The organism is Haladaptatus caseinilyticus, assembly GCF_026248685.1.
Lineage (GTDB): Archaea > Halobacteriota > Halobacteria > Halobacteriales > Haladaptataceae > Haladaptatus > Haladaptatus caseinilyticus.
On sequence record NZ_CP111041.1, the window covers coordinates 369,640 to 389,987 of the forward strand.

Annotated in this window: 19 protein-coding genes; 12 read left to right on the top strand and 7 right to left on the bottom strand. The window is 53.6% G+C overall.

The window, feature by feature from the left end:
* Positions 1-186: 186 nt before the first annotated feature.
* The 5 genes from OOF89_RS21780 (at position 187) to OOF89_RS21800 (ending at position 4,690) form a co-directional block, all read left to right on the top strand.
* A complete protein-coding gene (locus tag OOF89_RS21780; protein ID WP_266081989.1) occupies positions 187-1,149 on the top strand; it encodes an ATP-binding cassette domain-containing protein in 963 nt (320 codons plus the stop codon).
* Positions 1,146-1,985 (top strand): ABC transporter permease, encoded by an 840-nt coding sequence (locus OOF89_RS21785; RefSeq protein ID WP_266081991.1) that lies wholly within the window; start codon positions 1,146-1,148, stop codon positions 1,983-1,985. The genes OOF89_RS21780 and OOF89_RS21785 overlap by 4 nt, the downstream gene beginning before the upstream one ends.
* 326 nt (positions 1,986-2,311) lie before the next feature.
* Positions 2,312-3,268, top strand: a complete 957-nt coding sequence (locus OOF89_RS21790) for a CDP-glycerol glycerophosphotransferase family protein (protein ID WP_266081993.1) — start codon at positions 2,312-2,314, stop codon at positions 3,266-3,268.
* Positions 3,256-3,927, top strand: coding sequence for an NTP transferase domain-containing protein (locus OOF89_RS21795; RefSeq protein WP_266081995.1), 672 nt, complete (start codon positions 3,256-3,258; stop codon positions 3,925-3,927). Before OOF89_RS21790 ends, OOF89_RS21795 begins: the two co-directional genes overlap by 13 nt.
* A gap of 64 nt (positions 3,928-3,991) precedes the next feature.
* Positions 3,992-4,690, top strand: a complete 699-nt coding sequence (locus tag OOF89_RS21800) for a glycerophosphodiester phosphodiesterase (protein ID WP_266081996.1) — start codon at positions 3,992-3,994, stop codon at positions 4,688-4,690.
* Between the two features lie 770 nt (positions 4,691-5,460).
* On the opposite strand, the gene OOF89_RS21805 is transcribed toward OOF89_RS21800, so the two are convergent.
* Positions 5,461-5,919, bottom strand: coding sequence for an SRPBCC family protein (locus OOF89_RS21805; RefSeq protein WP_266081997.1), 459 nt, complete (start codon positions 5,917-5,919; stop codon positions 5,461-5,463).
* A 191-nt stretch (positions 5,920-6,110) separates the two neighbouring features.
* On the opposite strand from OOF89_RS21805, the gene OOF89_RS21810 reads away from it, so the two are divergent.
* Positions 6,111-7,823 carry a SulP family inorganic anion transporter gene (locus OOF89_RS21810; RefSeq protein WP_266081999.1) on the top strand — a complete coding sequence of 571 codons (1,713 nt, stop codon included), beginning with the start codon at positions 6,111-6,113 and terminating at the stop codon, positions 7,821-7,823.
* Positions 7,824-7,849: 26 nt separating this feature from the next.
* On the opposite strand, the gene OOF89_RS21815 is transcribed toward OOF89_RS21810, so the two are convergent.
* Positions 7,850-9,589, bottom strand: coding sequence for a cation:proton antiporter (locus OOF89_RS21815; protein WP_266082001.1), 1,740 nt, complete (start codon positions 9,587-9,589; stop codon positions 7,850-7,852).
* A gap of 465 nt (positions 9,590-10,054) precedes the next feature.
* Between OOF89_RS21815 and OOF89_RS21820 the strand changes: the two genes are divergently transcribed.
* Complete coding sequence (locus OOF89_RS21820) at positions 10,055-10,696, top strand: hypothetical protein (protein WP_266082003.1); 642 nt, start codon at positions 10,055-10,057, stop codon at positions 10,694-10,696.
* Positions 10,697-10,737: 41 nt separating this feature from the next.
* Positions 10,738-10,977, top strand: coding sequence for a hypothetical protein (locus OOF89_RS21825; protein WP_266082004.1), 240 nt, complete (start codon positions 10,738-10,740; stop codon positions 10,975-10,977).
* 222 nt (positions 10,978-11,199) lie between these two features.
* Here the strand turns inward: OOF89_RS21825 and OOF89_RS21830 are convergent, their stop codons facing one another.
* On the bottom strand, positions 11,200-11,493 hold the full coding sequence (locus OOF89_RS21830) for a GYD domain-containing protein (protein ID WP_266082006.1): 294 nt from the start codon (positions 11,491-11,493) through the stop codon (positions 11,200-11,202).
* A gap of 242 nt (positions 11,494-11,735) precedes the next feature.
* Between OOF89_RS21830 and OOF89_RS21835 the strand changes: the two genes are divergently transcribed.
* Entirely contained in the window at positions 11,736-13,163 is a 1,428-nt protein-coding gene (locus OOF89_RS21835) for an amidohydrolase (protein ID WP_266082008.1), read from the top strand.
* A 427-nt stretch (positions 13,164-13,590) separates the two neighbouring features.
* Here OOF89_RS21835 and OOF89_RS21840 read toward each other — a convergent pair whose 3' ends face one another.
* Both OOF89_RS21840 and OOF89_RS21845 read right to left on the bottom strand, forming a co-directional pair.
* Entirely contained in the window at positions 13,591-13,974 is a 384-nt protein-coding gene (locus tag OOF89_RS21840; protein ID WP_266082010.1) for a HalOD1 output domain-containing protein, read from the bottom strand.
* A gap of 76 nt (positions 13,975-14,050) precedes the next feature.
* Positions 14,051-14,527 (bottom strand): DUF7344 domain-containing protein, encoded by a 477-nt coding sequence (locus tag OOF89_RS21845; RefSeq protein ID WP_266082012.1) that lies wholly within the window; start codon positions 14,525-14,527, stop codon positions 14,051-14,053.
* An 867-nt stretch (positions 14,528-15,394) separates the two neighbouring features.
* On the opposite strand from OOF89_RS21845, the gene OOF89_RS21850 reads away from it, so the two are divergent.
* The 3 genes from OOF89_RS21850 to OOF89_RS21860 all read left to right on the top strand — a co-directional run bounded on the left by OOF89_RS21850 (position 15,395) and on the right by OOF89_RS21860 (position 18,047).
* Positions 15,395-15,706, top strand: a complete 312-nt coding sequence (locus tag OOF89_RS21850) for a hypothetical protein (RefSeq protein ID WP_407661665.1) — start codon at positions 15,395-15,397, stop codon at positions 15,704-15,706.
* A gap of 325 nt (positions 15,707-16,031) precedes the next feature.
* Complete coding sequence (locus OOF89_RS21855; RefSeq protein ID WP_266082016.1) at positions 16,032-16,226, top strand: HVO_2922 family protein; 195 nt, start codon at positions 16,032-16,034, stop codon at positions 16,224-16,226.
* A 462-nt stretch (positions 16,227-16,688) separates the two neighbouring features.
* Entirely contained in the window at positions 16,689-18,047 is a 1,359-nt protein-coding gene (locus OOF89_RS21860; RefSeq protein ID WP_266082017.1) for a sodium:calcium antiporter, read from the top strand.
* A gap of 364 nt (positions 18,048-18,411) precedes the next feature.
* Here OOF89_RS21860 and OOF89_RS21865 read toward each other — a convergent pair whose 3' ends face one another.
* Complete coding sequence (locus tag OOF89_RS21865; RefSeq protein WP_266082019.1) at positions 18,412-18,669, bottom strand: HalOD1 output domain-containing protein; 258 nt, start codon at positions 18,667-18,669, stop codon at positions 18,412-18,414.
* A gap of 864 nt (positions 18,670-19,533) precedes the next feature.
* The gene (locus OOF89_RS21870; RefSeq protein ID WP_266082022.1) at positions 19,534-20,175 is read right to left on the bottom strand and encodes a helix-turn-helix domain-containing protein; all 642 of its coding nucleotides are present in this window, start codon (positions 20,173-20,175) and stop codon (positions 19,534-19,536) included.
* Positions 20,176-20,348: the final 173 nt, after the last annotated feature.

Here is a 20,348-nt window from a genome sequence, read left to right on the forward strand (position 1 = left end):
GAAACCTGCCGCTTGGGCATGGCGGGCGCACTCGGAAAGTAGAGTCAGGCCACGAGAACGGCTTGCGGAGGATGAAGAGATAGCCCAGAACGCATTAAACCACGTGCGACCGGTCGAAATGGCGCCGTCCGCCCCGCTGAACCTTCAGGATTGTATAATAGATACGATACAGATGAGGACGACGAAATGACGTACGCAATTGAGACCTCCGGTCTGCGCAAGTCATTCGGGGATACACTCGCCGTAGATTGCATCGACCTCCAGATACCCCGTGGAACCGTGTTCGGTCTCCTCGGTCCCAATGGTGCTGGAAAAACGACGACGATTCGAATGCTCGCGACGCTGCTCCGCCCAGATTCGGGCACCGCAACCGTTCTTGGACACGACGTCGTACAGGATGCGGCTGCGGTTCGCGGGAAAGTAAGCCTCACTGGCCAGTATGCTTCCATCGACGAGGAGCTGACTGGGCACGAAAATCTTGTCCTCGTCGGGCGCCTGCTCGGTTTTTCGTGGCGCAGCGCCAGTAAGCGCGCCGACGAGCTACTCGCCTCCTTCGGCCTCACCGAGGCCGCCGGACGCCAGGTGCGGACGTACTCCGGCGGCATGAAGCGCCGACTCGACGTCGCTGCGAGTTTAGTCGTCACTCCCGAAGTGCTTTTTTTGGACGAACCGACGACGGGTCTCGACCCCCGTAGCCGGAACCAAGTCTGGGCGATCATCCGTGCCATTGCCGCCGAGGGAACGACCGTACTCCTTACTACGCAGTATCTGGACGAGGCGGATCGGTTGGCAGACCGGCTCGCCGTGATCGACAACGGGCGAGTTATCGCCGAGGGAACGAGCCGCGAGCTGAAAGCTGCCATAGGCGCAAGCACGCTCCACATACGTCTGCACAACCCGGAACAGCAGGCGGAGGCTAAGACCATTCTTACGGATCTTCTCGGCGTGGAGATTCTCGACGGAGACGACCGTGACACGCTTTCTGCCAGCGTCATGGATGACGAGAGCGCGGCAGCGGTGCTCCCGGCGCTTGCGCACGCCGAGGTACGTGTCGCTGAGTTCTCCCTTGGACAGGCTAGTTTAGACGAGGTGTTCCTTGCCCTGACTGGGCATCCCGCGAAGAACCAAACCGAAGAGGTAGCAGCATGAGCACCGAGACCAGGGAGACGTCGGTCATTACGGAGGAGGATCTGGCTGATGTCCTCTCACACGATGAACGTCCGCCACGTGCTGGCCCCGTCTCTGCATCGGTGACACTCGGGTGGAGAGCCCTCTTGAAGATCAAGCATGTCCCATTTCAGTTGTTCGACGTCACGGCGTTCCCGCTTATGTTCACGCTGCTGTTCACCTTCCTCTTTGGTGGCGCTCTCGCGGGGTCGCCACGCGAGTATATCCAGTTTCTCTTACCAGGTATCCTCGTACAGTCCATCGTCTTCATTACAGTCTACACTGGATTTGGGCTCAATACGGACATCGATAACGGCCTGTTCGACCGCTTTCAGTCGCTCCCAATCTGGCAACCCGCACCTATCGTTGGCGCTCTCTTAGGCGACGTCATGCGCTACTCCATCGCTGCGGCAATGGTCATCGGGCTCGGCGTCATACTCGGCTTCAGGCCAGGGGCCGGTATTGTGGGCGTGCTACTCGCGATGGTGCTCGTCCTCGTGTTCGCGTTCAGCCTCTCTTGGATCTGGATCGTCGTCGGGTTGACCGTCGAAAAGCCAGAGTCAGTCATGACTATGAGCTTCCTCCTCCTATTCCCGCTCACGTTCGTATCTAACATCTTTGTCGACCCCGCGACCATGCCGGGGTGGCTTCAGATCGTGGTCGACATCAACCCGGTTACACATCTCGCGGACGCTACCCGTGGTCTCATGCATGGCGGCGTTGAGTTTGTGGATATTGCATGGGTACTTGCCGCCTCCGCTGTGATTGTCGCTGTCTTCGCACCGCTTTCGCTCCGGAAGTACCGCGAGGAGCGGTAGCTTCGATTCCGGGCGAGATCACTTCCTACGACTCTGTTGGCTCGCCGGGCACGAGGTGGTACACAAGAAATCATGAACTAGCTGGCGATTGGTAGCTATTGTATTTATTTTTGTTTGGAAGGTTTATGTCAATTTTCAGATGTGTAGATCGCCCATCCCATAGTAAAGAACACGATTAAATAGGTACATCGCCTAGGTGATAGAGCAAGCGAGAAACGGCTGCGATACTACCATTTGTACACGATTGGTCCGTTTAGTATCGCAGTTAGAGTTAGGTGGGGGTAGAAATTATGGTTCAAATACTATATGTTATAGAGCAAAAATTCATGCGGAAAACGTTCGAATCGATCGACAGGCACGTCGACGTCTCGTCGGCATATATGCCAGTCCATCCGGAAGCTCGCGATTGCAGCGATAGTATTCCACAGATAGACGTCGATGAGGTGATGGATATCGACCGAAACGTACGCGACATTGATCCGGCGGTTGTCGTGTACAACCATCGTTATCGAATCGAGGATATCGATTTTTACGACGAGTACCCTCTCGTCCATATCCGCCACGGTGCATCCATTGGACGCGGAGAAGTAGACGTAACTGTCGCATCGATCGGTCACGCTATCGATGTCGCCCTTGCGCCGGGTGAGCGGTGGGCGCGGCGATATCGAGAAGCGTTTCCCGACGACGTTCGCGTCGCGGTCGTTGGTATTCCGGAAGCCGACGACTTGGTTGCCGCGGAATCACCCCGTCAAAAACGGGTGCTATACGCTCCAACCAATCACAACTACGGCGGCGGTTCGTACCTCGCCACTGCGGAAACGGTCCTCGATACGTTTGCAGACACCGAATACGAGCTTCTCTTTCGGCCCCATCCGATGGACCAGACAGAGGAGCCGGGTCGTTCGCTCACACAAGCCTGCAGGGAACGAATCGCGTCCCTTCCAAACGTGATCTTCGACGAACACTCGACGCCGGGTGAGAGTATGCTGAATGCCGATATACTCATCTCCGATTATTCCGGAATCGTCGCCGAATGGCTACACACTGGACGTCCGCTAATACAGTTTACCGACATCGCTGCTGAGGATAATACCGTCCCCGAAATCGGTAATGTGATGAGTATCGCTGACTTCGACGTTTCGGTTATTGACGATCTCTACAACCATGGCTCATCGAAACCGGTCGCCAAACGCGAAGCAGCGTTTCGCGCGGAACTCGGGATCCCAATGGACGGGCATGCCGGTGAACGTGCCGCTACGGAGGTAATCGCATGCACGCGGTAATCTTGGCGGCCGGTTGTGGGAGTCGAATGGGAGACTCGACGGCAGACATTCCAAAGGCATTCCTCGAGATTCACGGTCGGACGCTTTTCGATCGCCAACGAACAGCGCTTCGCGACCGCGTTGACGGACTTACGATCGTACTTGGGTATCAATACGAAAACATTGTCGACGATCTTACCGCAGTCGAAGCTATCGTCTTGGAGCAGTGGGAAGAGTACGAAAACGCCGAATCGCTTCGATGTGCTCTCGAACGCATCAATGACGACGTTCTCGTGCTGAACGGTGACGTCGTGGTCGCACCGTCAGTTCTCGACCGATTACTGCGACGGTATGCGGCGTTGAACGGCCGGTACAACGTCGTGGTCTGTCTGCCGGGTATCCAGAATGACCACACTGCGATTCAATGTGATGAAACAGGGACCGTTATCGGCTACGGAATGATACCCGGATATCGACATGCCGGCGTCGGAATCGTTAGTCAACGGTATCGACATGAAGCGATGGATTTCCTCGCTCAAAATCAAACTGAATGGTATCCGCACATTTACCATAAACTTCCAACGAAGGGACTATTCATTTCCCCTACCAGCCATATAGAAATCAACAGGCCGAAAGACCTCAGAGTAGCCCACGATCGGATGCCTTCCCTCGAATACTGACGTTCACTAACACAACTTCAAAGCGGTAGACTTATTTTAAATTGCCCTATGAAACCCGTAAGTCATGGAACTCATCGCCCATCGAGGGTGCGCAGAACAATATCCAGAGAATACCGTCTACGCGGTTGAGCAAGCATCGGCTCGTTTTTCGACCATCGAGATAGACGTCCGTCGGTGCCGATCGGGAGAAATCGTTGTCTTTCACGACAAAATCCTCGAGCGCGTGACCGACGGAAGTGGCTCGATCGCTAGAATGGAGTGGAACCAACTACGAGAACTCGAAATCCTAAACTCCGGCGAACGAATTCCGCTACTATCCGAAGCGCTTACTGCAATTCCCTCGGGTGTGCATGTTCAGATAGAACTTAAACAGACGGGAATCGCGGCCGATGTGCTACGGCAAATTGAAAACATCGGCGTGAATGCACGTGTCACTTCGTTTCTCCCGAGCGCATTAACCGAAGTTCGGGAACACGACCCGGGAATGGCGCGTGGGTACCTGTTCGGTGAGAAGGTTGGCATCACCGCCGGTATTCAAACCGCACTCGCCCTCGATTGTGACTCGCTCCACCCCCATTCGCGGCAATGTATCCAAACGGAAATCGTCGATTTCGCTCACGAAAACGAATTCGACGTGATCGCGTGGGGGGCCAGCGACGAAATGACTGTTCGTGAGCTTCACATGGCCGGCGTCGACGCCGCCACCGCCGACCGATACATGCCGATTACACAGGAAGAGACCAACCCATTGGTTGCAGACTAAAACGCTCTTCACGATAACCACCCTGAAATTCTCATGCCCCTCTTTACCGAGTACTACGAGTCAAAACAGATCGCTAACGATTGAGCAGAAAAAGTAGTGGAGATGATTATGACCGTAACGCTTTCTCACTGATGCTTTCTTCATAGTCTGGCCCGATTCTCCAATGTCGCCCTCAAACAGCTTTCCGTGCTAGCCATGCGTGCAAGCAGGCCAGAAGGAACTGCCGAGCTGACTATCGCTTCGCTCTTTTCCCATAGCACGCCGATTGTCGTTCTCGGATCTCACCGACCAACGAACGCTCATGGAAAGTGCGAATGCTGCGACTGACGATACACCCGAGATACCGATGGTCCTCTTTGTCTGAGTACAACGGCACGCAGCGATCGATACCAATGACGAGAAAAAGACCGTCGAAAGCGAACAAGCGGATATTGGCACGACGGGTGGTCCCGTCATTCATCTCTTGTGAAGATGAGTACAGGTATCGCGATATCGGATGTCGCCAGCGAAGTTCGACGTCGTATATCGATGCAGTGCAAAAAGGATCGATTCGAGTGGTGAGTGAGTACCGTGATCCGGAAACGATTTGTGAGGAACTACGGTCATGGGTGGAACGCATCGAGCGTGGAATGGTCGAATCAAGTGCATTGGTGATTACAAACCGTGGTTCAAAGAAGCGAGAGGACTACACGCAATCGACGCGGAGTGTGGCGGCACTGGAGCGAGCGGCTGAATTGGGGGTTTGTCCGGCGCTGGCTTTCGCGAAGCTTTTAGAGAGGACGCACTTCGTCGGTTTCAAGGATGGTCTTCAGATTCCCGCCCTCTTCTCTCATATGCATCCGGACGGCATCGAATTCTCGCCGGTTGAGCCACGCACCGACCGGGCCGGTTCGTACCTTGATTCGTTGAGTGAGGTCACAGCCGCTCTCGTGGGGATCGATCTTGAAGCTAATCGATGGCATAAGTATCCCGACTAGCCGTGAGGTGGGTTTGAACTCGATATATCGGTCAGGAACGACCTCCGTGAACTGGACCGTCTTTTTCTGCCTCTTTCCTGCGATTTGTTCCTCGAAGTAAGCGATCGCTCCTTGTTCTAACCCATCTCCAGTATTCCATCGGAACTGGATATGATCGGGATGCCACCGTCGATAGTTCACATCCATCGTTTCGAAGAAGTGATAGACCTCCTCCGGAGATGCGGTCACTCGGGTGGTTTCTTCTAAGATCATCGCTGTCCCCTATAATTGTCTCCGCAGATGATAGCTGTTTGTTCAAGAAGGAAGTCTCACTTGATGACTCGGATAATTATTGACTCAACACGACCTAAATAGCAAAATCCCACTAGAGATAGAATATATGTGTAATATTTTTGTCCTCAAACGACGTACTCCGTTCGGGTTCGATATCTGGGGAGAAAATCATGGCAAACAACAGTCTTTCACAACGGATCACACAGGGACTCCAGTCGGATCTCCCCGTGACGAAGTGGCTTCCAGAGTACGACCGAGCGTGGCTCCGAACCGACATCGTATCGGGTCTCACAGTCTCAGCGGCGGTCATTCCCGGCGGTTTAGCATACGCCTCGCTCGCTGGATTGCCTCCTCAGACAGGGCTGTACGCCGCCCTAATGGGTGCTCTTACGTACGTGATTTTCGCCTCATCTCGACAGGTAATCGTCGGCCCGACGTCACCGCTCGCTGTGTTGCTCCTCACGGAAGTGGGCCCCATCGCAGCCGGGAGTGCGATGGAATACATATCTCTCGTCACCACGACGACGATCATGGTTGGAATCATTTGCGTGTTCGCCTGGATATTCAGACTCGGCGACCTCGTGAACTTCATTTCCGGGTCCGTACTCACCGGCTTCGCGTCCGGTGCCGGTCTCTACATCATTTCCACGCAACTCGGGAAACTTTTCGGTATCTCGGGCTCCTCGGGTACCTTCTTTCAGCGCGTCGGGTTTATCATCACTCACCTGAACGAGGCACAGTTCACGACGGTCGCCGTCGGACTCATCTCCATCGTCCTATTATTACTTGGAAAACGATTTTTACCGCGCGCACCGACTGCGCTCCTCGTCGTTCTGCTCGCCATCGCTGTATCGTCGATCCTGAACCTTCAAGCACAGGGTGTCACGATCGTCGGCCAAATCCAGAGTGGTCTCCCCCCGGTCACGGCCCCCCTAATTCCGTCGATCGGCGTCGTCGAGTCGCTCGTCCCGGTGGCCTTGGCACTCTTTATCCTCTCATATGTGCAAGGAATCGGGGCTGTTCAAACGTTTGCACGTCGAAACAACTACCGGGCAGACCCCGACCAAGAACTCCTCGCTGATGGGGCTGCGAACGTCGGTGCCGGATTGTTCGGTGGATTCGTCGTCGGAGGGAGCATGTCGAGGTCGGCACTCAACGACTCGATGGATGGGAAATCGCAGCTCGTCAGCGCGGTGGTCGTCGGCGTTCTCGTCGTCGTCCTCTTGTTTCTGACCGGGTTGTTCACGACGCTCCCGGATGCTACGTTGGGAGCCGTGGTTACTGTTGCTGTCCTTGGCATCATCGATGTTGATGGGATGCAGCGACTCCGTTCCATCAGCCAGAACGAATTCATCATCGCATTGGCGGCGTTGCTCGGTGTGCTCGCCCTCGGGATGCTCTGGGGCGTGTTCATCGGTGTCTTTCTCTCGCTCGCGATCGCCATCTCACGAGCGAGTAATCCCAAGAAAGAGGTGCTCGCGCGAATTCCTGGGACCGACCATTTCGCCAGCCGAGAGCAACACTCGGAAGCGATAGAGGAACCGGGCGTCCTCGTGTACCGCGTGGATGCCGGGTTGTTTTACGCGAACACGAATAGTGTTCAGGACGACCTCCTCGAGAGAATCGAGGAGCACGAGACGCCGGTCGACCTCATCGTCTTCGACTTGTCCTCTTCACCCATGGTGGATCTTGCGTCCGTGGAGATGTTTGAAGACTTGCACCGGACACTCGAGCCGCGTGGAATCGACCTCCGTTTGGCGGGGGTGAACGAACAAGTACTGGAAATGTTCGAGGCAGCGTCCTTAGACGAGACACTCGGTGATATCCACGAGGAAGAGACGGTGGCGTCGATCATCGATACGGTGAAAAACCCGACTCGGTGAAAGACGGGACGACAATGACGCTCCACTCACCGCTCGGAGCGACCACCCTCTCGCGAGCGGTCTTCTGGCTGAGACGTACCCGTCTGGGTGGCCGCACCGTCGCCGAGGTCCACCTTCCCGAGTTGCTTGCGCCAGTACGGCGTAAAGCCCGGCGGTGTCGGTTCCTCCACGGTCCACCGGTCGGCTTGAACGCGGTCGAGTTCGACTTCGACGTCCGCTAGTAGGCGTTCACCAACGTCTTTGCTTATCTCGCCCCGCTGTATCGCGTCCTCGATGGCGTCGTGTTCCGCTACGAGGATTCGGTGCTGTCCGAGTCGTTCTTCGTGGCGTTCGATCTCGGGATGTTGATCGAGTAACGACTTGATTGCAGCCTCGAGTTTCGCACGTTCCCGTTTGGAAACCGTGGTCAGGTCCTCGTAGGCGCTCGTCGGTATCTCATCACGGTCCAGGAGGCGTTCTGCGGAGGTAAGAGCAGCAGAAACAGCGTTGAGACGTCCGATGAGTGCCTCGTAGAGTTGCTGTGCTGGCGTCTGCTGTCGGATTCCGACTCGGGTGATGAGTCGTCCCATCGTCGGACTGTTGACGAGGAGGGTGAACGCAGCGACACCGAAAACGAGCGCGGAAAGCCGTTCTGCTCGGCCAGGAAACGTTTCGGCGATACTCAGTGCGAGCGCAATCGAGACCGACGCATGGATACCGCTCCAGGTCAGGACGTGTTGGTAGGAACGTGGAATCGGCCTTGCCTGCCATCGATTGAGGAGACCGACCAGCGGATAAATAACGACGGCGCGTGCGAGGAAGACGATGACGATGGCGATGACGATCTGGACGCCGTATTCGACGAGGAGGTCGAATGGGGTAATGATGCCGACGACCACGAAAATCAGCGTGTTTGCGATGAAATCCGCGTACTCCCAGATAGCTTCGACGCTGAAATGCGTCTCCGGGGAGATATCCGTTCGGTCGGCACGGGATGCGAGGAAGATACCGGCGGTGAGCGTTCCGATGACACCACTGGTTCCGAGAACATCGAGAAACAGGTAGACACCATAGGCGGCGACCAACGTGACGACCACCGCTGTTTGACTGTCATCCACGAAGGCGATCAGTTCGTACGAGAGATACCCGACCGCGGCACCGACGAGCGCGCCACCGACGAGTGCGACGAGGATGCCGACACCGACGTCGAAGAGAAACGCGCTTGGAATGACGAACTCTTGGGTCGCCAAATCCTGCGATTCTGCCTCGATAATGACCGCCAAAATCGACGAGTAGACAACGATTGAGACGCCGTCGTTCAGGAGGCTCTCGCCCTCGACGAGGATGTTGAGACGTTCGGGGACACCGAGGTTCTCGAAGACTGCGAGGACCGAGACGGGATCGGTTGGCATGATGATAGCACCGAAGAGGATAGCAACCGCAAGCGAGAAGCCGAACGCGAACTGCCCGACAACGGCAATTATAGCGATGGAAAGGAGCATTCCCAGAATGGCGAGGACGAGAATAGGGATCAGATTCTGGCGAAACGCTTCGACGTTGATGTTGATCGCGTCGTTGAAAATCAGCGCCGGAAGCAAGGCGAGCAAGATGAACTCGGACGACGGGTCGACTTCGACTGGTGAACCGAGGATAGAGATGACTAAACCCGCGACGAGAAGACCCGTCGTGTACTGCAGTTGGGTATATTTCGCGACGACGATGCCGACGACACCGGCAATCGCGAAGAGATACAGAATGACGATAAGTTGCTCTTCAATCCCACCCATATGTGATATATCACTCCCAACATCATTATTCTTGCACCCGTCGATCGACAGGCCATGAATTCCCGGATCTAGCGAAAATACCACCGCTGTCGCAGTCGCTCACGGGGAAAGCCCAAGTCACGAACTCTGTGATTATGTCGACGCAGTATATCTTCGATTTCTGCTCGTCCTACAAGGTGCCACTCGGCTACTGGATATGCGCTGATTTCACTGCTCGTGGCAGTCCATTCCTACTGTTCTGGGCTCTCGACACGATGGTTTCTCCAAGTACCAACCCGTCTGTCCTAGCGCGAATCCCATACGCTCGAGTGCTCGTCTACCGATTCGATTTGTGTTCCGGCCCCAACTGAAAGTGGTCTGCTCACCGAATTGTAGATCACTAATGATTAGATCTTACATTCTTATTCGAATATAATTTAAATTAGAATAACTTTATTTATTTCTAAGATTTATATTCATAATGCGATGGCGGAAAACAACTCGACAAACGTCGATCAGACGACGCGTCGAACAGCACTCAAACGAATTGGTACCGTCGGTGTTTCCCTCGCAGGAATCGGGAGCATGGCCGATTCCACTGCAGCGGCGACGAGTATCGGCATAACAAAAGGCGACAGTAGTAAAAGCGGTAGTGGCAACACGCGTGTCGGATCTTATGCGCGTCCAAATGATAACGAGATGGGGGCCCTTGCAAATGCCTCAGGTATCGGAAACGGTTCTGCGACTGCCCGATTATACGGCCGATTTAATCCAAGTAGTAATGGTTCCTATGACGTCACAGCGGAGTATTATCGAGCGGGACGAACCTATACTGGTGGTTCGGGAAGTGCCACAGCGGATATTTCCCTTTTCGTCCGCGGAGACGGCCAAGGAATCAAACGCGATCAAGTCGAATCACCCAGTGGGAAAACGGTCGGCACTACGACCCAAACAGCAGGCTTTGAACTCTCCGGGTCTACTACGTATGATGTTGGTGTAGAGATCAAGGTCTCATGCGATGAGCCATTTGGGGCAGGCTCAGTTGCAGACTTCTTTAACAACCTTCCAACACAAAGTCCAAACAATCGATGTGTGGAGGTCAATCGGTTGAATATCAGTTCTCTATAAATTTTCCATTCGGAATAGGATTCTCGCATCTATTTTTATTGATGCTGTTAGAAATCACGGGACTCATCGACGGTATCAATAAGAGCAACGACAACCCGAATGAGTACCAGTACGTTGTCACACCGGATCACGTGACCGAAGACGAGATAGCCTACATCTGTCCGCACTACGTCCACTGCAACGCTGGGTGCAAGCACATGGCTGCTGTCGAACCCGAAACTGACGACGGCACACACGAGGCGTTCCCATCGGAAAGGCGACGAAGACGATGCCGAACCTGAAAGCTGCGACTGTGACGGCCACGATGGGTTCCCGCGCTGGGAGTGGTACGCACCGGTCGAAAGAGCCTGCCGAACTAACCTCACTCGAACCTCCTTTTCATCGTTTGACGACTCTCAGCAAAAGTGAGTTGTTCCGGATTGCAGGGAGACGACTTTTGCGCTCACACGAGTGACCACAGGAGTGCAGCTATTATAGCATCAGGTCGAAATAAATGCCTATTTTCATGGGAGGCCGTCGATGACCTCCCTAAATTCTTCTTCAGGAAATGCTTTGAGAGTCTCTGTCGTTACATTTCCTAAGCTTCCGAGTCGAAGAATCACTCGTGCCGCTGTTTGATCGTCGGGAAGCTCAAGGACAGCCACTAAGTCGTGTCGTCCCATCGTGAGGTAAAATCCCTTCAGTTCACCACCCTCTTCGTCGACGACCTCTTTGAACGAGTCGAGTCGCGCTGGACTCTGTTCGATGTTCTGGATCCCTTGCTGTGTATAGTCGAATAAGCAAATGTATGTTGCCATCGTTCCACCCCCTCAGGTTCTATCCCCTCAGTTGACTGGGGCACGCTAGGTACGATCGGCAGAAGGTTAATGATTGCTTTGAGGGTACCGACAGTTCCCCTCGTTTACTATTATGCCGTGGATTTTCGCTCAAACACACAACCAAGGCAGACGGAGTGACTTGGCTACCTTTATGTCTCAATTGACCTCGATTCGACTGCCGGTGAGCGAACCCTTTTAGCGCCTTCTATGGATGGTAACATATGGCAGAACAAGAATCCGAGTCCGTGAAACGGACACTGTTCGATACCATCGAGGCCGAACGTGATCGACTGAAGATGATCGCGCGGGAGATCTGGGAGAACCCCGAGGTGGCCCTACAAGAGTCCGAATCAAGCGAACGGCTCCAGTCTGTCCTACACGAGGAAGGATTCGAAATAACGACTGGTGTTGGCGGCATTGAAACCGCCTTTGTTGCCCGATACGGAGACGAAAATCCCATCGTCGGCACCATGGGCGAATTCGATGCTTTGCCAGGGATGAGCCAGCAAGCGAAAGCTGAACGTGAACCAGTGGAGGTTGGTGCGCCTGGCCATGGATGTGGACACAACCTCTTCGGCGTAGGCAGCCTCGCTGCAGCCATCGCCATCAAGCGTTCGATAGAACACAATGATCTGTCTGGGTCGGTTGTCTTCTTCGGCACGCCAGCTGAGGAAGCTGGTGGTGGGAAAGTGTATATGGTTCGTGACGGCGCCTTCGACGATGTAGACGCGATCATTTCATGGCATCCAGGTTGGTACAACGCACCCGGAAAGGGGTCGTGTCTTGCTGTCGATGCGTTCGATTTCACTTTTCGAGGAGAGACCTCTCACGCCGCAGCCTCACCAGACTCCGGACGATCTGCGCTTGATGCGGTACAGCTTCTGAACATGGGCGTCGAATTCATGCGCGAACACATACCAGATGCCGCCCGCATCCACTACGTTATCCAAAACGGCGGCTCCGCAGCTAACGTTGTCCCAGGCGAAGCAAGTGTAGAGTACCTCGTGCGCGCGCCCGAGCGTGTGGAGGTCGAGCGCATCTCCGAATGGGTTTGTGACATCGCTTCGGCAGCTGCTCAGATGAGTCGAACTGACCTTGCTACGACGAAAACCTCCGGAATGTATGGTGTCTTACCGAACCATACTCTCGCCGACGCAATCCGTAGAAACATGGATCATGCCGATTTTCCCCTCGATGACGAGCAGGCGAAATTCGCTGCAGAGCTTCGTGATACCCTTGGTGACGTAGAGGATTCGCTTCAGTATATTCCTGCGTCTGAGCGCGAAGCCGCTCGTGATGTGGCAATGTTCTCCCGACCCATCAACGCGCCTGATGAGGGGCAAACTGGCTCATATTCGACGGACTCAGGTGATGTCTCGTGGAATGTCCCGCTCGGGCGGTTCAGGGCTGCGACATGGCCTGTCGGGACGCCCGCTCACTCTTGGCAAGCCGTTGCGGCAGGAAAGGATTTGGGAACAGTCGGGATGGAGTTCGCTGCAAAAACAATCGCGGCGACACTCGCAGATCTGCTCGAAGATCCCCAACTCCGCCAGCAGGCACGCGCGGAGTTCGAAGAACGATCAGCCACTCATGAATACGAGAGCCCGCTTCCCGAAGGAGCAGATCCATACAAACTCGTGAACCGCTAACTTGGAGGTCTTAGGCTTCTTTGTGACAAACAGGATCGCAATTGCTGTTCGGATTCAAATATAAGTCATTGACGAGAGCTACGAGAACCGTGCAGAAAACCAATACGTGGTCTCCATCGATAATGTGACTGAGAGGGTACGTGTCCCCCACTACGCCCACCGCAACGCTAACCGCAAATCTGCATTGTTGATCTCATCAGACGAGGGAGTATGCTTTGTCATGGTAGGTTGCGAGAAGTGCTAACTATAGAAAGCACCCCACATACGGCATGTGAAACAGTCAGACTGTTTCTGAAAAGTTCGTTTCCAGACCGTGGAACCGGATACACAGGGTGCTCTTGCTTCTCAGTCAAAGATTACCACACAACACGTACATTAAGGTCTGGCAGGGAATCGAACACGACTGCTGTGGATAGAACGAATACCGTCACTCCGGGTCCGGAAGGTCTTCATACTCAGCAGGCTCGGACACCGTAATCCATCCATCACTGCCAACCTCGACGTGATACTGATTATACCGGAATGTAACACTTCCCTCACTATCGCGGGTCTTTCCGGCGACCTTCGGACCGAAGAAGCCGTCTTCGATCGCAGCAATATCCACAGCCTCGTATAACGGGGGATCCTTGATATCTACGGGAGCGACGTCTGCGGCGTCCGCGATTGCAAAGATTATTTCGGTAGTGAGATCGCGGTGGCTCTCTCGTTCGTAGTGAGCCTGCGCCACAAACGTCATATCGGTATCGTCGGGTTCGGTTCCGTCCTGTGCAAGTTTGGTGCCATCATCGGTGTGGTCATTACTTGAGGTCATCTGTCGTCCTCCGTGTGAAAGTGTTCTACTGTTAGATCATTGCCGAGGCAGTGATCCCTCTTTGCCGAGCCATAGATTACCGCGTATCCTCCCGGTCGAACTCGCTGCGAGCATGCTCTTCTTGCCGATTGTCGAGACTGCCACCTGCGCCCTCCAACGCGGTCAACACCTGTATCGCATGCGGACCAGGGGTGATAGTCTCGGTAGTAGCGTCGAACTCGATCACGTCCAAGTCAACGAGTTTTGGTACGTGGGAGTGATAGAGCGACGTATACATCTCTTCGCGCGTAAGCGTCGCGATGTTCTCCTCTTCAGTATCGGTCTCCCAAGCAGCGAGTTTGGTCGCGAGGTCCTCTAACGACCATTTGGTCTCTTCGGCGAGGGTGTAGACGAGGTAGCGTCGTCGTGGATGCGCAATCGCCTCGAAGACGGGTTGTAATTCGAGGATGGATTTCGAAACATCGACGTCGAGATCGCGCTCGGCGGCGCTCTCCTCGGTGGTTCGACCGGGGTGTGTCTCCCACTCGTCAGGAGGTTGATTCTCACCCGCCATAGTCGATGGTCTGGCGTGGAAGGTATTAAAAGCATGGTGAAAAGTGTGTACCTCGACTATATTGAGCAGATTCGAACCTCGTCGCCGTATTGCACTGCTCATGGATACTGGCATGTTTTCAGTGCGACTATTTGGAACGACTCGATACTGACCAGCAGTAGTGGTTAAAACCGCCGGTGTGTCCTATCTGTGGATAGTCGGCCGGAAAGAAACAGGCCCCCCGACTGTCCACTACTACCACACTATAGATCCGGAGTAAATCGCCTATACACTATCGGGAAACGCTCTCTCCTTCCACAATTATCTTCGATCTCACGGACAGTCCTACTATCTTACTCCCAATGATAGTCCCACGGGGGGTAAGACTACACCCTTCTGTTTTACAGGTTAGAGCCGAACAGTCCGGAATTCATCAATCTCACCCATCAGTACCTCGTCATCGCCGGTGGACGGTTCCGTAGTACTCTTCACTACCAGCTACTCTTACCTTCATTGAAACCTCGGTATTTCTTCTATTGGCACTCCCCTACTTTGGCAGACTCTGCGTCGTCCTCTCGCACGGCTGCACGTCTTGCTGTCGGTACTGTCGACCAGCTCGTTCCTCGTCGTATGGTTCATCTCTCGTTTTAAGGACCTTATCGCTCCCGCTACACTTTCCGTGTCTGTCTCGCTCTCATTGAGTGGTGATAGATACATTCATCCGCATAAACGGAATATACGGACAAAACGAGCGCCAAAATAGTTAATTGGATAAGTTATACAGGGGCAAATACTATAGTGATAGACAACAAATAATTCATAATGGTTAATAAATATGTTTATTACGGGGCGCTACTCTCAGCAGTTGTCGGGGGCGTAATCGGCGTTGTGAGTGGTAGCAGTGCCCTTGCTCCGTGGGGTGTTCTCGGCGGGTTGGTCGCTGGATGGACAGCAAACACAACGGCTGATGGACTCTATAATGGGGGGCTCGCTGGACTTCTTGGCGGTATCTTGACCCTTGCAGTTGTCGTAGGATTGGGAGCTCTCAATGTCGTTCTCTCGACCGGAGATGTAAACGCTGCAGGGGCAATCGGAGCCTACGTCTCGGTCGTCGTAGGATTGATGATTATCCCCTTATTTACTGTAGAGGGTCTCATCGTCGGAGGGATCGCACCGTCTCTACGGGAATTGGTCCCCTGAAGAGAATATGGAAGTAGTACCAAACCATGATCGCAAACCGTTAGGTGTCTCAGTTCAAGGGAATCGCTATATTCGCTGTAACAGTCGTTCATAGGATTTGTGATGGTATGTGAATAAACCCACATGGAGGAGTCGCTTGGTTTGTAGTAAGTAAGCCAATAGGCAGTTGGTTAGATAACATCTAGTTGCCCCGATCAGGCTATGCACAGGGGGCAGATAGCGAGTTCAGAACGCTCGCTTTGAAACAATGCTCCTTGATAAAACGCGATACAGAGTCAGGTACCGTTCCGAAATCATTACCACGACAAAACATTGAGTACGTTTCATGCCTAGAAAACCGAGATTTGAGTTGTACCAAGATACCGCTGATGAATGGCGTTGGCGACTAGTCGCTACGAATGGGAATATCATCGCGGATAGCGGCGAAGGATATACGTCAAAACAAGGCGCTAAGCGCGGAATTCAAAGTGTGAAAAAAAGCGCCTCGAACGCCCAAGTTATCGAGTCGGATCAATCGTAAACCGATTGTTCGAGGTCCCACACTACATGTACATCTCCTAAGACGACGGACAGTGGGTCATCGGGCTCGCTAAACCTAAAAACGGCTGGAAACCGTCCGGCGAGGTCTAACAACGGCATATACGTGATTCACCGCTGAACCACTGATATTGCCTTCTCGTCCCGGTTTCTCCGTAGATATCGGCATCTAGCGCTCTATCTTGTGGTTTTTGATGTATCCGCTCGTGGGTACACTACAGACCATGGAAAAACACAAAATTGGGATAGGGAAACGATTCACCAAGTACCGAACATCCCGATTCATAGTAGGGTGGCAGTCGGAATCGCGTCCTCGGTCCCCACCCTCGACACTTCACCTTCCTTCAGCCGTAAGTTTATCAACATACAATGATGAAGAATCAACGTCCTGCATAACGGATGGGACAACGAGCGAACAATTTCCCGCTTCCTCCGTAATAGAACAATGAAAGGCCGCTTCCGTCATCCGCTTGTTGCCGTCGCGATAGCACTGCTGTTGACGCTTCCGTTTGTCCTGCTGTTCGTTACGCACGGTTATCACCTTGATCCGGCGTCGACGCCGGAGGATCCGGGTGCGAATATTGCACCTGGTATGGCGGTTCTCGTCGGGGGACTCGCTATTCTTGGGGCAGCGTTTTTACTCGCGTGGGGGGCAGAAACCGCCGAAAAGGACGTTCCAACCGCATTTGCGATCGCCGTCCTCGCGGTGCTTGCCGTCGCTCCTGAGTACGCTGTCGACGCGTTGTACGCCTGGAATGCCGGGGCGTTCGAAGGAACCCAGCAGGGGGCGGACGCAGCCAACCTCGCCATCGCAAATATGACAGGAGCGAATCGAATCTTGATCGGGATTGGCTGGTCTGGGATTGCACTATTCACGATCTATCGAGCGAAGCGCTCCAACGACCCAGCGGTCACTAAACGTGCAGGGTTTCTCACGGACGCTGTTACGATCGATCGAGATATCTCTCTCGAGATCGGGTTTTTGCTCGTTGCGACGGCGTACGCGTTTTTCGTTCCGTTTGGTGGTGGAATCGGTATTTTTGATACGATCATTCTGGTGGGTCTGTATGGTCTCTATATTGGGATCGTTATTCGGGGAGATGTCGAGGAAGGTGGAGCGCACGTCGGGGTTCCCGCATACTTCCAAGGGTATTCGAAGAGGCGACGCATCGCGGTCGTCCTCTTCTTGTTCATATATTCTGGTTTGATCATCTTCGAAGCAGTTCACCCATTCGCGTTGGGTCTCGAAGAGCTCGGAACCTCTCTTGGTGTCCCGCCGTTCTTCATGATTCAGTGGCTCGCGCCGCTTGCGAGTGAGAGTCCTGAACTCATCGTCGTCGCCTATCTCGTGAACAAGGCACGCTCAACCGCTGGCTTCAATGCTCTGATCTCCTCGAAACTCAACCAATGGACGCTCCTCATCGGCACGCTCGCCCTCGTGTATTCTATCGCCGCCGGTCATCTTGGCACACTCTCGTTCGATCAAAAACAAGCCGCTGAAATTTGGATCACCGCCGCTCAGAGCTTGTTCGCTCTTGCCATCCTCACGAACTTCGAAATCAGTATCCGCGAAGCAGTCGCGCTGCTCGTGTTATTCGTTTCACAGGTCATTGCGGAGTTCGTTATCATTCAGACGTATGCCGACCCGACTGCGGTGAAATTGAGTCTTAGTATCCTGTATGCCTACACTGCGGTCTATATCCTCCTCGGTGTCGGGCTGTTCATCAAGCGCCAGCGGAGTTTCCGCGAACTCATTAACCACACGACTTCAAGCGTCCAGAATGTGCTGTTTAGATCATATTAATCCCAAGTTGATTCTCCCTCTTCCGATACCACAAGTGCGTCATCAGTGCACAGCGAGCCCAAACCAACCCCGACAGTTAGCGTCGAAGACTTCACGAAAACGCTGGGAAATGTCCATATTTCACAATATGAGGGAATAACAAGCGTACGGCGGATTTCGAATTGGCGTGTCGAGTAAAGCTGGTACCACTGAGAACGGAAAGACACGCGTATATCGCGCGAATTCCGCAGCCTCGATTCACTACATGGTCTAAGCGTTGGTGGCACCACCCCTCACGAGTCATCCTGCGATTTTTCCGAAGACCACCAGAACATGGAGCACTACTGTACCAGATAGAACGAGGTCAACTGCGACCGGCAGCGTTCTACGGATCCAAGTCGGAGACGGAAACCGTGCGATCAGAATGAATCGTAACGCGGTAGCCGATATATTCAAAGTTCACTTTCGGTGAGCCATGCTCATAGAGTTCTTCGAGGGCATCAGGATTGATCGCCTCGTAGAGCGGTGTTGCAGGCTTCGTTCCATTCGCTTCAGTCACTGCAGTCACGATGGCGGTGGTGATCGACTCGGCGTCCGTAAGTTTCGTTCGTATCGTTGGCTGCAAAGACGACGCGTTTTCCATATGCTCTGACCATGGAAGGTGCGCTAATAGTTTTTGGGGGTCTATTGGTAACGTATCGCACGTGTTTCGATCGACCTCTGTGGGAAGACTTCCCTTCTTCTCGATAACTGTACTAATCCAACTCCCACCGACCATCGTCGGATCTGCTCTTGAGTAAGGTCCCAGTATCAGTGTCTTCCCTCGTCGACTACTACGTAGTCATTTGTCCACATTTTCCGGTCGAAGTATTCGCAATTCGCTCATCGCGTGGAGTGAACGTGTGTCTCTTTCTTCCAACTCCTTCTACTGGTGTGAATCTCGCGTTTTCGAGTTCACACTAAATCCTACCAGTCAAATAATCATCTCGATATTGTCGAAAACAGTATAAATTTTATAACATCAGCCACAACATGTCCGTGAAGACTCGAAGATCGACATACAAAATTGGCCTCACCGTTGTTGCGATAGTCACGTTCCTATACAGTGTTCTGATTGCAGGCTCGCCGTTGCTATGGGTCGGGATGGCGTCTTCAGCGTTGACATTCTATCTAGTGTGGCGAGCAGTTCGTGCATTGGAGCGTATCGCATCGGCGGCGGAGCGACTTGATACACGGTTTGATGATACAGGCGAAGGGTGGAAGCAGTAGTGCCGAAAAATGAGAAGTTGCTGGCGATGAGATAGTTGAAGCCAATATGCAGTGGAAGTCACTGATGGCCCGCTCGAGTACATAGTATAGCAGCCTCCGTTTTTATTTATCAAATGAATTCTTAAAAAGACGGTCTCAGCTTTCGGCACAGATTTCGGCTCGAGTAGGTCCGTAAGTGGTTCATCGTCGATCTATCCGTCCATCTATAATTGCGACGACCGACGTACTGGTTGTTGAATTAGACGAGTCTCATAAGGACCGTCGACTCGATTTTCCGCAGATGCTCACCAACCGTCCCTGCAGAGATATCCACTTGCTCCGCAAGGTCACTCAGGGTCGCACGCCGCGGCAGGTCATAATAACCCTCTTCGACCGCCAGTTCCAACAGCTCTCGCTGGCGATCTGTCAGCAGCGACGCGAGTTGGCGCATATCCGGCCGATACTCGCCGGTCCCTTCGAGCGTAATCCGAATCCCGTCGGGGATTTCAGCGATTGCCTCTCGAATCTTCTTATCCCCTCCAAGCATGGTTATTCGAAGTCCACCCTGATCGGTGTATTCCATCGGCCAATCGACGACGACCTCGTACCGTCGGAATATACTGAGAAGCTCGGTCATGAGGGTATCTGCTCGAAAATGGAGATAGACGAGCCCGTCCGATGCGACTGACCGTTCGACAGATAGTACCGCTGGGTCCGCCTCCAGTGCTTTTTCGTTCCGGTCGAGGTCACCACGGAGTTGATACAGTGCCACGCCAGTTCCGTCATCCAGGAGGTTGATGTAATGAATCGCTTCCCCTTCCACCGCTGAATCGGTAGCGTACTCACCGGTAGAACAGCGTTCGTCAGCGATCTGAGCGATGACGATCGTAACATATCTCATGCTATCTATCCGGCTTTTGTGTTCAGTATCCCCAGGACGACTGAACTCGATCACGCAATTATGTACCGAGCTTTGCGGGACACCTGTCTCGAGTGAACGCGCATCGGAGGGAGAGTATGCGGTATACATGTTTAAACCCACCTCAGATGTGCGGCGCTATTGGCATGCATCGC

What these genes read in the sequence shown, in the direction of transcription:
- OOF89_RS21780 (WP_266081989.1), top strand. Translation starts at nt 187, where the DNA reads ATGACGTACGCAATTGAGACCTCCGGTCTGCGCAAGTCATTCGGGGAT.
- OOF89_RS21785 (WP_266081991.1), top strand. Translation starts at nt 1,146, where the DNA reads ATGAGCACCGAGACCAGGGAGACGTCGGTCATTACGGAGGAGGATCTG.
- OOF89_RS21790 (WP_266081993.1), top strand. Translation starts at nt 2,312, where the DNA reads ATGCGGAAAACGTTCGAATCGATCGACAGGCACGTCGACGTCTCGTCG.
- OOF89_RS21795 (WP_266081995.1), top strand. Translation starts at nt 3,256, where the DNA reads ATGCACGCGGTAATCTTGGCGGCCGGTTGTGGGAGTCGAATGGGAGAC.
- OOF89_RS21800 (WP_266081996.1), top strand. Translation starts at nt 3,992, where the DNA reads ATGGAACTCATCGCCCATCGAGGGTGCGCAGAACAATATCCAGAGAAT.
- OOF89_RS21805 (WP_266081997.1), bottom strand. Translation starts at nt 5,919, where the DNA reads ATGATCTTAGAAGAAACCACCCGAGTGACCGCATCTCCGGAGGAGGTC.
- OOF89_RS21810 (WP_266081999.1), top strand. Translation starts at nt 6,111, where the DNA reads ATGGCAAACAACAGTCTTTCACAACGGATCACACAGGGACTCCAGTCG.
- OOF89_RS21815 (WP_266082001.1), bottom strand. Translation starts at nt 9,589, where the DNA reads ATGGGTGGGATTGAAGAGCAACTTATCGTCATTCTGTATCTCTTCGCG.
- OOF89_RS21820 (WP_266082003.1), top strand. Translation starts at nt 10,055, where the DNA reads ATGGCGGAAAACAACTCGACAAACGTCGATCAGACGACGCGTCGAACA.
- OOF89_RS21825 (WP_266082004.1), top strand. Translation starts at nt 10,738, where the DNA reads ATGCTGTTAGAAATCACGGGACTCATCGACGGTATCAATAAGAGCAAC.
- OOF89_RS21830 (WP_266082006.1), bottom strand. Translation starts at nt 11,493, where the DNA reads ATGGCAACATACATTTGCTTATTCGACTATACACAGCAAGGGATCCAG.
- OOF89_RS21835 (WP_266082008.1), top strand. Translation starts at nt 11,736, where the DNA reads ATGGCAGAACAAGAATCCGAGTCCGTGAAACGGACACTGTTCGATACC.
- OOF89_RS21840 (WP_266082010.1), bottom strand. Translation starts at nt 13,974, where the DNA reads ATGACCTCAAGTAATGACCACACCGATGATGGCACCAAACTTGCACAG.
- OOF89_RS21845 (WP_266082012.1), bottom strand. Translation starts at nt 14,527, where the DNA reads ATGGCGGGTGAGAATCAACCTCCTGACGAGTGGGAGACACACCCCGGT.
- OOF89_RS21855 (WP_266082016.1), top strand. Translation starts at nt 16,032, where the DNA reads ATGCCTAGAAAACCGAGATTTGAGTTGTACCAAGATACCGCTGATGAA.
- OOF89_RS21860 (WP_266082017.1), top strand. Translation starts at nt 16,689, where the DNA reads ATGAAAGGCCGCTTCCGTCATCCGCTTGTTGCCGTCGCGATAGCACTG.
- OOF89_RS21865 (WP_266082019.1), bottom strand. Translation starts at nt 18,669, where the DNA reads ATGGAAAACGCGTCGTCTTTGCAGCCAACGATACGAACGAAACTTACG.
- OOF89_RS21870 (WP_266082022.1), bottom strand. Translation starts at nt 20,175, where the DNA reads ATGAGATATGTTACGATCGTCATCGCTCAGATCGCTGACGAACGCTGT.